Origin of the sequence: Streptomyces sp. SPB162, assembly GCF_029504575.1 — a bacterium.
Lineage (GTDB): Bacteria > Actinomycetota > Actinomycetes > Streptomycetales > Streptomycetaceae > Actinacidiphila.
The window spans coordinates 68,404-81,361 of sequence record NZ_JAQFII010000001.1 but is presented as its reverse complement, the minus strand read 5'-3'; the positions used below and the strand labels follow the sequence as shown (position 1 = coordinate 81,361).

Here is a 12,958-nt window from a genome sequence, read left to right as displayed (position 1 = left end):
GGTCTCGACATCGTCCCAGGAGCTGCACGAAGCTCTGGGCTCCTGGTCCCGTCTGCAGAGGAGCCAGCGATATGCGCGCAAGTGTGGGCGACCGTCTCTTGGTTCACGGGCGCACGGTCGGCCGGCAGGACCGGCAAGCGGAGGTCATCGAGGTTATGGGCCCGGACGGGGCTCCGCCCTTCAGGGTGCGGTTCGAGGACGGCCACGAAACGGTCATGTCGCCCGGTCCCGACACCGTCGTCCGGCACGGCGCGGAAGAAGCCTGAGCATCCGCGGCCCGATGACGGCCGCTGCGGACCGCGACCCCGGCCCGCAGCGGCCCCCTCCGCACCGTGTCGGACGGACCTTGTCCGCCCGCCTCCCGGTCTTCCCGGTCAGAGGCGCTGCCACAAGGCGGGCACGTTGGGCGGCTCCCAGCCGGCCATCGAGGTGTGGGCCTGGACGCACTGGTAGGTCTGTCCGCCGTAGGTGACCTGCCGGCCCGCCTGGTAAGCGGTGTCCGGTGCCCAGGTTCCCTCTCCGCCGGGGGTGGTCGGCGGCGGGGTGGTCGGCGGCGGTGTGGGGGAGCCCGTGACGTTCAGGACGAAGTCGAACGTGGCCTGCTCACCCGACCCGACCTGCCGCACGGTCATCTGGAGCCGTCTGTCGTAGTAGGCGTCGGTGCTGTTGCGGGGCTCGTTGGGGAAGTACAGCTGCGTGGTGAGGATGGGCTTGCCCGGCGCCTGGACCTTGACGTGGATGTGCCGGGTGCGTCCCGGGTAGAGACCCGGCACGATGGTCGTCAGGCCGAACGCGCCCTGAGCGGTGCTGAACTGGTGGCCGCGCAGGGTGAAGCCGTTCATGTCGTAGCCGCCGTTGTCGTCGGCCTGCCAGAAGTCCAGCAGCGCGCCGGAGACTGGCCGGCAGTCCCGGCCGAACACGTAGCCGCTGACCGTGAGGGGCGTCCCGGGCAGGCCGGCGCCGACGAGGTTCGTCCGCAGGGGCGAGTTGGGCTTGAAGTAGGGCCCTTCGATGTTGGTGAGCGTCGTCGCGTCGCCGTCGTGGCACGCGGGAGTCGCGGACAGCGGCCGGTTCGGGGCCGCTACGGCGCGGTCCCGGGCCAGTGCTACCCCACCGCCGGTCAGCAGCGGCACGGTGCCGGCCAGTAAGGCGGCCTTGATCAGGTTCTTGCGGCTGATACCCCGGTGTTCCTCGAGGGCCGGGGAACCGCTGGACTCGTCGTGGGGGGTGGGCACAGGTCTCTCCTTCGGGGTAGGGCATGCGCATGACATAGCCGACGGCAAGAATTGGCACGTCAGCCGTGCTCTCCGGGCATGAGTGCGAATCTACGCAGGGGGCCGGGGGACGGCGAGGGACCGTCCTGCCGGGTCGTGGTGCTTTTCGCCGACCGCCCGGCGGAAGTCCCCGGGGGACACCCCCGTCTCCCGGCGGAAGAACCGGGAGAAGTACGCAGGGTCGACGAAGCCGACCTCGGCGGCGACCTGGCGGATCGTCAGGCTCGTGCCGGCGATGAGTCGTTTCGCCTCCAGGATCTGCCGCGCCCTGATCAGCTGGCCCGGAGTCCTTCCGGTTCCGCGTTTGACCGCGTCGTGCATGTAACTCGTCGAGACGCGCAGCTCACGGGCGCACTCCTCGACCGAGTGGAGCCGTGGGCCCGGTTGTGCGATCAACAACCGGAAACGGTCCACCAGTTCCCCGGCCCGCCCGGCGGCGCCCGCCCCCTCCCCGGGCGCCGCCGGATCGGGCATCCGTAACGCCCGCAGCACCAGGATGTGCAGGTACGAGGAGATGATGCCGATGTGCCCCCGGGCGGCCTGCCGGTACTCGCGGTCCAGCTCCGCCAGCAACATCTGCAGGCCGGCCGCCTCCTCCCGATCGGGTCGCAGCCTCGGCCGGGCGCTGAGCCGGCGGATGACCTCCGCGTCCCCGGGGTGGGGCAGGAGGAAGTCCTCGTTGAACAGCAGCACCCATCCGGCGATGTCCTCGCAGTCCTCCCAGTAGTGGACCTGCCCGGGCACCATGGCGTACAGGTACGGCGGATCGAGGTCCTGCCGTACGAGGTCCACCACGTGCGCGCCGCGGCCACGCGTCACCAGCGCGATCTCGTAGAACGTGTGCCGGTGCGGGAAGTCGGCCTTGGCCAGCGGCCCTATGGTGTCGAACGATCCGATGGCGAAAGGGAGCACGCCCAGTTGCGCCACCTTCAGCCTGTGCAGTTCCAGTGCCTCGCCCGGGGTGTCGACCATGGTGGCAGTGTGCCGTCCCGTGACGCCGTCTGGCGAGCCGTGTCGCGGGCGGACCCGGGACGCTTGCGGACCCGTGACGCGGGCGGGCAGGCGGGCAGCGGGACGGGATCCGGCCCCGGGACCGCGGTGTCGGACACCGCGCCGATGCCCTCGACGGTGAGGGGTGACGGTGTCGCCGGGCCGGAGCGGCCGGGGCGTGGGCGCGCTGACCGCCGAAGTCAACGGGGAGGTCGTCTCTGGCTGCGCAACGTTCTCGCGCGGGTCGGCGAACAGGTCGGCGAACAGGTCGGGAGACTCGGGAGTTCAGGGCATGCGGCAGCCCCTGCTCCCGTCCGGTGCGCAGGGGCCGCCGCAAGCTTTCAGGCGGCTGACTCCTTCACGGTGCCCGTGCAGGTGGTCAGCGGTGTCGACCCGGCTTGCCCTGGTCGTCGTTGTCGGACTTGATCTCTTCCTTGCGTACGTCGGCCCTGACTTCCTGCTGCTCGGTGACCTTCTCGGTCTCCATTCGCACCCGCTCCACACCCACGGTCTCCTTGCGCGCCACGGGCTGCTCGGCGTGCAGCGTCACCTCGGTCTCGCCCTCGGCGACCCGGCCGCCGCTGGCCGCCCTGTCGTTGGCGTCGATGGGCTCGTGGACGACCCGGACCTCCTCGTGGGAGACGGGAACGGTGGTGGTCACGTTCTCCGTGACGACGACCTTGCGCAGCCGTGCGCGACCGACTTCGTGCTCCTCGGTTTCCACGTGCGGCTGCTCCTCGGAACGCACCATCGACGCGTCCATGTCGCGGTCGGACAGCGGGGCCGACGGGCGGTTGCCGCCCACCCCGGGCGCGCCGCTGACGCCGTTGCGGTCACTCAGTCCGTAGTGCGCGAAGAGTTCCTGCTCCTGGGTCACGTCCAGGTGCTGGCCGGCGTCCAGGCGGGGCGCGTCCTTGACGGTGGCCTTGTCGTGCGCGACGTGCAGGGCGTCACCGTCGCTGCGGGCACCCGCCAGCGGCACGAAGGACTCCTTCGTGCCGAACATGCCGGTTTTGACGGTCACCCAGTCCGGGCGGCCCGTCCGGTCGTCGAAATAGACTTCCTGGACGTGGCCGATCTTCTCTCCGCCGGCATCGTAGGCGGTCAGGCCCTTGAGCTCATTCGAGTCCCGAAAAACGCCATCGGCTGCCATGAATGATCACTCCTCGGCACACGCCTGCGAGGGTCTTCTCCCCGCACGAGTGGACGCGCCCTGCTCCCCATCCCGCCCCGCTGCCACCGGCCGAGCAACCCGGGTGCGGGGGGAAGGGGTAGGCCGGCTGCTGTGAATCGGCAGGTCAGGGGCGGTGTTCAGGTGGGCGTGGGCGGCGGGTGGGGTGGGCCGTCCGGGTGAACGGCGCCGGGGGGTCGTCATCCTGAGTATCCGTACTCATGATGACCCGCACCTCTTGGGGCAGGCTGGTCGTACCAACTCTTCCAAGGGGGACACCACCCGTGCGTATGGCCGACCGAGTCCACGCCTTGCCGCCCGCAGCCGCCGGTCGCCCGCTGCGGTCCGTGCTGGGGGCCCTGGCGGTGGGCTGCCTGACCGTGACGATGCTGGCCGGCTGCTCGTCCGAGGACGCGATCTGCGGGGGCGGGGAGTACCCGGTCCTGGCGGTGGGCAGCTCCGGCCGCGCTTGTGCTCCCAACGGCCAGGAGCCGCCCAAGGGATACGTCCGCTTCCCGCAGGGGAAGGTTCCCGAGCACGTCGGTGACACGTGGGACACCTACTGGAACACCCACACCGTCGACGCGAGCGGCAAGACCATCGAGGTTCCGAGCGGGGGATGACGCGAGGGCCCCCGGCCCCTCCGCCGGTCGGTCGACGAACTCCCCGCGCCGGGTACCGGTCGAGCGGTCCGCTCGGTCCGGAGCCCGTGGGCGCGGCCGCCGGCCGGCGGCCGACGAGCAGTACGCGCGCGGCGACCGGGCGGGCGGCGCTGTCGGAGGCCGACCGTGCCCGCTTGGGCGCGGACGAGGCCCGGTTCCCCCTGTTCGGGTAGGGCAGTGGCGGCTTGTCTTCACTGCCCTCCTAGTACGACGCGCGTGAAAGTTTGACCGGCATCGTACTTCTGTGTCACGGTGAACCGGGTTTCCCGCGGACGAAGGATGGTGCCATGGCGAGGACTGTGCGGTTCCACGAGATCGGTGGGCCCGAGGTGTTGCGGGTCGAGGACCTGGACACGGGCGAGCCGGGGCCGGGCGAGGCGCGCGTCCGGGTGGACGCGATCGGGCTCAACAGGGCGGAGGCACTGTTCAGGAGCGGCCGGTACATTCAGCGGGCCGAGAACCTGCCCGCCAGGCTCGGCAACGAGGCGGCCGGGGTGATCGAAGCGGTCGGCCCGGGGGTGACCGGGTTCGATGTCGGCCAGCCGGTCAGCGTCGTCCCGAGCTTCTCGTACAACGACTACGGCGTGTACGCCGAGCGGGCGATCGTGCCGGCCGGTGCGCTGCTGCCCCGCCCGGACGCGGTGGACGCGGTGACCGGATCGGCGGTGTGGATGCCCTACCTCACGGCCTATGGCGCGATGGTCGAGGTGGGAGGAATGCGGGCCGGCGACGTCGCGGTGGTGACCGCCGCATCGAGCAGCGTCGGCCTGGCCGCCGTCCAGACCGCGAACCGGGTGGGCGCCACGCCGGTCGCCGTCACCCGCACCCGCGACAAGCGGCAGCGACTGCTGGACGAGGGCGCGGCCGAGGTGATCGTCTCCGACGAGGAGGACGTGGCGGGACGGGTGTTGGAGATCACCGGCGGCCGGGGCGCGGAGTTCGTCTTCGACGCTGTCGCCGGGCCGGGCGTGGCCGACCTGGCGCGAGCGGTGGCCCCCGACGGAACGGTGTTCCTGTGGGGCGCGCAGAGCGGGCAGCCCACTCCCTATCCCGGCTTCGACCTGGGCATGCCCGCACTGAACCTGCGCACCTTCACCATGCTGGAGATCACCAGGGACCCCCAACGGATGCGCCGCGCCGCGGCCTTCATCACCTCGGGCCTGCACACCGGCTCCCTGCGCCCGGTGGTGGATCGCCTCTTCCCGCTGGAGGAGATCGTCCAGGCGCACCGGCACATGGAGTCCAACACCCAGTTCGGCAAGATCGTGGTCACGGTGGCGCACTGACACCGGGCACGGCGCGGGGCGGGCTGCGGAGGGCTCCGCGCCGTCGATCGTCATCAGCGGGCTTCGGTAGTGCTTCAGGAAATCCGATGGAAATACGGCAGGTCTGCGCTGATCATCGGAGCATGGAAACCACGGAGCAATGGCGTGTGCAGTTCGACGCCGAAGTTGTCTTCGCCAACGGCGGAGCACTGCAGACCCAGGGATTCCGGCTGGACGTGCCGGGGTCGGACATCACCGACCGGGAGGTCGGGGAGTTGTTCGTGCGCCACCTGGGCCTGCTCATGGTCGGCGAGGTACACGTCAGCGGACGGCAGATGCTGCGTGAGCCCCACAAAGGCTCGCGCGGCGCGGAATCGACCGCCGCCTCCAAGGGCCGGACGGTGGACCTGAGCCACCCGATCCGGCAGGGCATGGTGACCCTTCCGGGGCTGCCGGGCCCCGAGATCGGCGAGCACCTGACCCGCGAGGCCTCGCGCGGCATCTACACCCCCGGCACCGAGTTCTCCATCGGACACATCGCGATGGTGGCCAACACCGGCACCTACCTCGACGCCCCCTTCCACCGCTTCGGCGACGGGGACGACCTTGCCGCGCTGGCACTGGAGCGGCTGACCGACCTGGACGGCGTGGTGATCCGGGTGACGGGCACCGGGGGGCGCGCCGTCGACCGGGCACTCCTGCTGCCGCACGACGTGGCCGGAAAGGCCGTCCTGATCCACACCGGCTGGGACCGGCACTGGGGCACCGAGCGGTACGGTGACGGCCACCCCTACCTGACGCGCGATGCGGCGGCCTGGCTCGCCGAGCAGCAACCGGCCCTGGTGGGGATCGACTCGCTCAACATCGACAGCACGACCGACGGGACCCGGCCCGCTCACACCCAACTGCTCGCCGCGGGCATCCCCGTGGTCGAGCACCTGCGAGGGCTGGAACAGCTGCCGCCCCACGGCTTCCGCTTCACCGCCGCACCACCGGCGGTCGAGGGCATGGGCACCTTTCCCGTACGGGCCTACGCGCTCGTGGACCGGAACCGGTAATCCGGCGACCCTCGGGCGGTCAAGGAGCGCCGGTTCGCGTCGTGGTGGGTGCCACCGGGCGCAGGGCACCGTGGGGATCACATGTCCGAATCAGGTGAACCCCCTCGGCGCACCCGAACTCACCTATGGTTGCTGGTTGATCGCCCTACGTGAGGGCGTTCCTGTGGTCCGGTGCAAGAGGGGGGTCGATCATGGCCAGCGTGTTCCAGCGGAACAAGGTCGAGGGGATGTTCGCGGCGTTCGACGCGGACGGGGACGGTTACCTGCGGAGGGACGACTTCGAGGCGCTCGTCATCCGTTGGGGCCGGCTGCCGGGAGTTGAGCCGGGGACGGACCTGCGCGCCCGGGTCGAGGAGGTCGTCATGGGCTGGTGGGAGGGCCTGCGGACGGTCGGGGACGCCGACCGCGACGGCCGGGTCGACATCGACGAACTCCTCGCCCTCGTGGACCTGCTGCCCACCATGCGCGAGGCCGTCACGGCGACCGCCGACACGCTCTTCGACGCCGTCGACGAGAACGGGGACGGCCGGATCTCCCGCAGTGAACACCGTCGGCTCATCGAGACCTGGCACGGGCAGAGCATCGATACCGACGAGGTCTTCGACCTCCTCGACCTGGACGGCGACGGCTACCTCAGCCGCCCGGAGTTCGCCGTGCTCTGGTCCCAGTTCTGGATCAGCGACGACCCGGCTGAGCCCGGCAACCTGGTCTGCGGCCGCATCCCGAGCCAGGGACACCCCCGAGCGGACTGAACTCCCACCCCCGTCCGACCACCCGTGTATTCGGGGGGTAGCCCCACCTGGGGTTGTGCGGGTAGCGGGATCGTGGCGGATGGTCGTGTGCGGACATGCTGGGCCGAGCACATACCGCTGGTTCCCCGATCCCGTAGGAGTTGGTCCGTGCGCGAGCAGGCATGGCAGAGATCCCGTTCTTCCCAGCAGCGTCGGACCCGGACCGGTTGGCGCGCCGTGCCGGCCGCGGCCGCGGTGGCCGTGGGCGTGGGCGTGCTGACGATGGGTGCGCTGACGCCGCCCGCGGCGTCCGCCGCCACCCGGCCGGACACTGTTCAGCAGGGGCTGAGCGCGCTGGTGGCGGACGAGGGCATTCCGGCCGCGCTGGCGAGCGTCCAGGGCCGCGACGGCCGGAACCGTACCTACACCGCAGGGGTCGGCGACCTGGCCACCGGATCGGAAGTGCCCCGGGACGGCCAGGTGCGCATCGGCAGCAACACCAAGACGTTCACCGCCGTGGTCGTGCTGCAGCTGGTGGGAGAGGGGAAGATGGGACTCGATGCCCCGGTCGACACCTACCTTCCGGGCGTCGTGCGCGGGGAGGGCATTGACGGGCGCCGCATCAAAGTCCGTCAGCTCCTGCAGCAGACCAGCGGCCTTCCCAACTACAGCAACTATCTCGGTGACGACGTCCGGCACTTCGAACCCCGCGAGCTCCTCGACATCGCACTCCGGCACAAGGCCGAGTTCGACCCTGGGGAGAAATGGAAGTACAGCAACACGAACTACGTACTGGCGGGCCTGATAGTCGAGAAAGTCACCCACAGGACGCTCGCCCACGAGATCGACCGGCGCATCATCAAAAAGATCGGTCTACGCCACACCTACTTCCCCGCCGCCGGTGACGTGACCATCCGAGAACCCCATCCCACGGGCTACTACAGGGATTCGGCCGGCGCGCCGCTGCAGGACGTGACGGAGTTCGACCCCTCCTGGGCCTGGGCGGCGGGTCAGATGATCTCCACCAACTCCGACCTCGACCGGTTCTTCTCGGAGCTTCTGACCGGCAGCCTGCTCAAGCCCGCTCAGCGCGTCCAGATGCGCGGCACCACCGTCCCCGCGGAGGAGACCTTCGGCCCCGGCGCCCGCTACGGGCTGGGGCTGGTGAGCAAGCCGCTGTCCTGCGGCGGTCTCTACTGGGGCCATGGCGGTAGCTACCCGGGATACGAGACGCGCGGCGGAGCCACCGTCGGCGGCCGCGCCGCCAACGTCGCGGTGAGTATGCAGCTGTCCGACGAAGCGACCAGAGGACGCGTCGACCGCATCGTGGACGCGGCCCTGTGCCGTTGACGCGCGCCCGTCAGGGACCGTCCGGAGCATTGGCCGATCGATCAGTCGGTCGACCACGTCCTGACGCGTAGCCGTGGGTGTTCCGGGCGGCTGCGACCGCCCGGAACACCCACGACGCCACAGCGGCTGCGGCCTACCTCGCGAGTTCCGACGGTTCGTCCAGCCGCGTCAGTTTCTGCGGGTTCCGCACCAGGTACACCCGGGTGATCCGGCCATCCTCCACCACGACGCTCAACGCCGTGGCCAACTCGCCGTCGATCTCGATCCGGCCCGCAGGCGCGCCGTTGAGCCACACCGCCGTCGCCTCGAGGGTGGTCACTCCCGCCTGCTGCGCGCGTGCGAGCACGTTCGCCACCGCTTCGACCCCGTGGATCGGGGCCGGCGCGGCCGCGGCGAGGCCGCCACCGTCGGCGATCAGGACCACGTCCGGTGCCATGACCTCCACCAGTTCCTGCAACTGCCCGGTCCGTACCGCGGCCAGGAACCGCTCCACCACCGCCTGCTGCTCCGATCGGCTCACCTGCACGCGCGGTCGCCGGGCCGCCACGTGCTCGCGCGCCCGCCGCGCGACCTGTCGCACCGTCGCCGCGGACTTCCCGACGGCTTCGGCGATCTCGCCGTACGGGACGTCGAAGACCTCGCGCAGCACGAACACCGCCCGCTCCGTCGGCCCGAGCGTTTCCAGCACGGTCAGCATCGCGATCGAGACGCTCTCCGCGAGCTCGACGTCCTCGGCGACGTCAGGGCTGGTCAGCAGCGGTTCCGGCAGCCACTCGCCGACGTACTCCTCGCGGCTGCGGGACAGCGACCGCAGGCGGTTGAGCGCTTGCCGCGTGACGATCCGGACGAGGTACGCCCGGGGGTCCCGTACCTGTGAGGCGTCGACGTCGGCCCACCGCAGCCAGGACTCCTGCACCACGTCCTCCGCGTCGGCCGCCGACCCGAGCATCTCGTAGGCCACGGTGAACAGCAGGCTGCGGTGGGTCACGAACGGGTTCCCGGTCATGCGGGCGACGCTACGTCGGCCGTGGGACGGGCGGCCAGCGCGATCTCGCAGGCGTCGGAGAACCCCTGCGACTCGATCCCGTTCGCGATGTTGTTCCTGGTGGCCATGTTGACGAAGGCGACGAACGCCGTGAGCTCGACCATCGCCGCCGGGCCGAGCCGCGCCAGCAGACGTGCGTAGAGCTCGTCGGTGACCGTCAACGGCGTGTCCGACATGGCCTCGGCGTACTCCAGCACGTCCCGCTCCAGCAGGGTGAACACCTCCGACTTCCGCCAGCGGGGCACCTGGCTCGCCTTGGTCAGGTCCAGCTTCTGGTTCTGCGCCTGGAAGTAGCCGACGTCCAGGCACCAACCGCACCCGACCTTCGCCGCGACGGCCATGTGCGCGAACGACTTGAGGCTCGTGTCGGCCGCGTCCCACGCGCCCACCTTGGCGGAGAACTCCAGGTTCGATGTGCCGACCGCGGGGCTGTGCCACACCACTTCGACGGGCTCCGGCACCGCGCCGAGCTGCTCGATCATGCTGTCGCGGAGTGTGGTGGGGAGCTCCGCCTTCGGAACGCGTATCGCCATGGTGTCCTCCTTGGACGTTCACTGGTTCGACATGAAGACACCGCCGGGTCCTCGGATGTGACATCGTCCTTCGCCGCCGCGGACGGCTCGTCAGCCGGCGGAGTCAACCGGCGGCCATGCCCGGGCCGGGCAGGAGACGGGGGAGGGGAGATCGTCGGCGGAGGGGCGTGCCGGTGTGTCCGCGTCGTCGCGGCCACCCGGGGGAAACCCGTCCGCTCGCGCGGTGCGCCGCACTTGCCTGCATATCGTCGCAGGTGACAGTGGTAACGGTCCCCATTGCAACCTTTGGTGGAAGCGGCACTGCTGCGGTTCACTTGACCCCAGCCGAACCCGTCCGCGCGTCTTGGAGGCCGTTGTGAGTGACCACGAGCATGATCACGCCGCCGGCCCCGGCGGCGGGGATGGTCATGCGGGGTACTCGCACGGGGTGGCCGCCGACGCGGACCGGCGGTGGCTGACGATCGCCCTGGCGCTGATCGGTGTGTTCATGTGCGCCGAGGTCGTCGTCGGCGTGGCCGCGAACTCCCTCGCGCTGATCTCGGACGCCGCGCACATGCTCACCGATGTCGTCTCGATCGTTCTGGCGCTCATCGCGATGCGCCTCGCGGCCCGGCCCGCGAAAGGGCACTACACGTACGGGCTCAAGCGGGTGGAGATCCTGTCCGCGCAGGCCAACGGCTTGACTCTGCTGCTCCTGTCGGTGTGGCTGGCGTACGAGGCGGTCCGTCGGCTGATCGACCCGCCCGCCGTCACCGGCGGCCTCGTCCTGATCACCGCCCTGGTCGGCGTGGTGGTCAACCTCGCCGCGGCGTGGTCGATCTCCAAGGCCAACCGTACGTCGCTGAACGTCGAGGGTGCCTACCAGCACATCCTCACCGACCTGTTCGGCTTCATCGCCACCGCCGTCGCCGGAGCGGTCGTGCTGACCACGGGTTTCGTGCGCGCGGACGCGGTCGCCTCGCTGTTCGTCGTCGCCCTGATGCTCAAGGCCGGGTACGGGCTGATCCGCGACTCGGCTCGGATCTTCCTCGAGGCCGCGCCCGTCGGAGTGGACCCCGACGTCCTCGGCGACCGCCTCGCCGCGCAGGACACCGTCGTGGAGATCCACGACCTGCACGTCTGGCAGATCACCTCCGGACAGAACGCCCTCTCCGCCCACGTGCTGGTGCAGCCCGGCCGCGACTGTCACGCCGTACGCCGTACGCTGCGGCAGCTGCTGAGGGACGAGTACCGCATCGAGCACGCGACCTTGCAGGTCGACCACGTCGGCGAGGAGGAGAGCTCCGGGCTGCTGCAGATCGCCACGCCGGCGGGCGGTGAACAGGATCCGTACTGCGACGACGCCCACGGACCCGTCCACCGCCCTGGCCCCCACGACCACTGACCGCGGATGCGGAGGGCAGGACGGCCGTGGGAGCGGTGTCAGCGGACGACGTCGAAGACGTTCTTCTGCAGGCCGTTGGCGTAGGCCGCGTGTTCGACGAGCTTCAGCTTCTGGGTGTCCTTGTCCGTGCCGCTGAACAGACGCTTGCCCGCGCCGAGCAGAAGCGGGAAGACGAGCAGGTGGTAGCGGTCGATCAGGCCGGCGTCGGACAGGTGCTGGTTCAGCGAGGCGCTGCCGTGCACGATGATCGGGCCGCCCTCGGTCTCCTTCAGCGCGGCGACGTCGTCGAGCGAACGCAGAATCGTGGTCTCGCCCCAGTTCGCGACCAGGTCGTCCTCGGTGAGGGTGGTGGAGACGACGTACTTCGGCATCACCTTGTAGTCGGCGAAATCCTCCATGCCGGGCCACACCGGGCTGAACGCCTCATAGCTGACCCGGCCCATCATCATGGCGGAGGCTTCCTTCTGCTCCCGGCCCTTGATCTCGAACGCCTCGGGGAGGAACTCGATGTTCTTGAAGGTCCACCCGGCGTTCCGGTAACCGGGCTCCCCGCCCGGAGCTTCCACGACGCCGTCGAGGGAGACGAAGGCGGTGCTGATCAGAGTGCGCATCTGAGATTCCTCGGTGTCTGATGTCTGGGTTCCGACGGATTCGGCAGGTGAGCGATTCGACCACGCCGGCGGTCGCAGCGCACCCAACTATTCTCTTCGACTGCGGATCACGCAGAAACTCATCGGTCCTGAACGGCTGAGCTCGGCGCCGCCGCGCCCGCCCGGTCGGACCTGACACCTACCGGGGATCGCGCCGGGATCCGCTTGTTCCTGCGAGCAGGGGGCAGACGTCGCTGCAGAAGAGCCCACAAGGAGAGGACGTCATGGAGATCTCAGGCATCATCAGCCGCCGTGGTCATCGGCATCATCATCGGTGTCCTGGGACGCCTCGTCGTGCCCGGTCGGCAGCACATCGGAATCATCTGGACCATTCTGGTCGGCATCCTGGCAGCGTTCATCGGGGCTGCCATCGCCCATGCTCTGAACGTGGACGACACCAACGGCGTCGACTGGATCGAATGGCTCATCCAGATCGCCCTGGCCGCGGTCGGTGTCGCGGCCCTGGATCGAGCGAAGGCTCGTCACTGACTCCGCTTCCGCGTCACAGCGCACAACGCCGGCCGGTGTCGGGCAACAGACCGTTGCCCGACACCGGCCGGCGTCGTAGGCGACGACATATCGCGAGATCGTTGGGCCGTCCTGCCTATTCTTGCCGGGGCGGCGTGTCGGAGGGCGTTTGAACGGAGCGGAGGGGGAACACGTGCCTTATGGCGAATCCTGACGACGAAACGAAGACACCCCACGCGCCCGGCTCTCAGCCGAGCACCCGACCGGGCTCCGAAGAACCGCAGACCATCACGGCCCCGACGCCGCCCGTCGCATGGACGAGTGATCCTCCGGAAGAGGACGACCTGGCGGACGAAGAGGGCGCGTCGGAGCGGTCC

General features: G+C 70.0%; 13 protein-coding genes and 2 pseudogenes. 8 read left to right on the top strand and 7 right to left on the bottom strand.

Going from position 1 to position 12,958, the window contains the following annotated elements; all coding sequences use genetic code 11:
• Positions 1 to 71 precede the first annotated feature (71 nt).
• Positions 72 to 266, top strand: coding sequence for a DUF1918 domain-containing protein (locus M2266_RS00355; RefSeq protein WP_277436229.1), 195 nt, complete (start codon positions 72 to 74; stop codon positions 264 to 266).
• Between the two features lie 108 nt (positions 267 to 374).
• On the opposite strand, the gene M2266_RS00350 is transcribed toward M2266_RS00355, so the two are convergent.
• From M2266_RS00350 to M2266_RS00340, 4 genes and pseudogenes are all read right to left on the bottom strand, one after another.
• A complete protein-coding gene (locus tag M2266_RS00350; RefSeq protein WP_277436228.1) occupies positions 375 to 1,235 on the bottom strand; it encodes a carbohydrate-binding protein in 861 nt (286 codons plus the stop codon).
• 90 nt (positions 1,236 to 1,325) lie between these two features.
• Complete coding sequence (locus M2266_RS00345) at positions 1,326 to 2,246, bottom strand: AraC family transcriptional regulator (protein WP_277436227.1); 921 nt, start codon at positions 2,244 to 2,246, stop codon at positions 1,326 to 1,328.
• Positions 2,247 to 2,338: 92 nt separating this feature from the next.
• Positions 2,339 to 2,444 (bottom strand): annotated as a pseudogene (locus tag M2266_RS32255) (hydroxylase); the annotation flags it as partial.
• A 199-nt stretch (positions 2,445 to 2,643) separates the two neighbouring features.
• Complete coding sequence (locus M2266_RS00340; RefSeq protein WP_277436226.1) at positions 2,644 to 3,417, bottom strand: PRC and DUF2382 domain-containing protein; 774 nt, start codon at positions 3,415 to 3,417, stop codon at positions 2,644 to 2,646.
• A 404-nt stretch (positions 3,418 to 3,821) separates the two neighbouring features.
• Between M2266_RS00340 and M2266_RS00335 the strand changes: the two genes are divergently transcribed.
• From M2266_RS00335 to M2266_RS00315, 5 genes are all read left to right on the top strand, one after another.
• Positions 3,822 to 4,058, top strand: a complete 237-nt coding sequence (locus M2266_RS00335; protein WP_277441014.1) for a hypothetical protein — start codon at positions 3,822 to 3,824, stop codon at positions 4,056 to 4,058.
• A 326-nt stretch (positions 4,059 to 4,384) separates the two neighbouring features.
• Entirely contained in the window at positions 4,385 to 5,383 is a 999-nt protein-coding gene (locus M2266_RS00330; protein WP_277436225.1) for a zinc-dependent alcohol dehydrogenase family protein, read from the top strand.
• 122 nt (positions 5,384 to 5,505) lie between these two features.
• A complete protein-coding gene (locus M2266_RS00325; RefSeq protein ID WP_277436224.1) occupies positions 5,506 to 6,420 on the top strand; it encodes a cyclase family protein in 915 nt (304 codons plus the stop codon).
• Positions 6,421 to 6,611: 191 nt separating this feature from the next.
• Positions 6,612 to 7,172, top strand: coding sequence for an EF-hand domain-containing protein (locus M2266_RS00320; RefSeq protein ID WP_277436223.1), 561 nt, complete (start codon positions 6,612 to 6,614; stop codon positions 7,170 to 7,172).
• Positions 7,173 to 7,319: 147 nt separating this feature from the next.
• Entirely contained in the window at positions 7,320 to 8,501 is a 1,182-nt protein-coding gene (locus M2266_RS00315) for a serine hydrolase domain-containing protein (RefSeq protein WP_277436222.1), read from the top strand.
• 133 nt (positions 8,502 to 8,634) lie between these two features.
• Here M2266_RS00315 and M2266_RS00310 read toward each other — a convergent pair whose 3' ends face one another.
• Entirely contained in the window at positions 8,635 to 9,507 is an 873-nt protein-coding gene (locus M2266_RS00310; RefSeq protein ID WP_277436221.1) for an RNA polymerase sigma-70 factor, read from the bottom strand.
• Entirely contained in the window at positions 9,504 to 10,079 is a 576-nt protein-coding gene (locus M2266_RS00305) for a carboxymuconolactone decarboxylase family protein (RefSeq protein WP_277436220.1), read from the bottom strand. Before M2266_RS00305 ends, M2266_RS00310 begins: the two co-directional genes overlap by 4 nt.
• 355 nt (positions 10,080 to 10,434) lie before the next feature.
• Here M2266_RS00305 and M2266_RS00300 point away from each other — a divergent pair, with 355 nt between their 5' ends.
• The gene (locus M2266_RS00300) at positions 10,435 to 11,463 is read left to right on the top strand and encodes a cation diffusion facilitator family transporter (RefSeq protein ID WP_277436219.1); all 1,029 of its coding nucleotides are present in this window, start codon (positions 10,435 to 10,437) and stop codon (positions 11,461 to 11,463) included.
• A 38-nt stretch (positions 11,464 to 11,501) separates the two neighbouring features.
• Here M2266_RS00300 and M2266_RS00295 read toward each other — a convergent pair whose 3' ends face one another.
• Positions 11,502 to 12,074 (bottom strand): dihydrofolate reductase family protein, encoded by a 573-nt coding sequence (locus M2266_RS00295; protein WP_277436218.1) that lies wholly within the window; start codon positions 12,072 to 12,074, stop codon positions 11,502 to 11,504.
• Between the two features lie 263 nt (positions 12,075 to 12,337).
• On the opposite strand from M2266_RS00295, the pseudogene M2266_RS00290 reads away from it, so the two are divergent.
• Positions 12,338 to 12,602: pseudogene (locus M2266_RS00290) on the top strand (GlsB/YeaQ/YmgE family stress response membrane protein).
• Positions 12,603 to 12,958 lie beyond the last annotated feature (356 nt).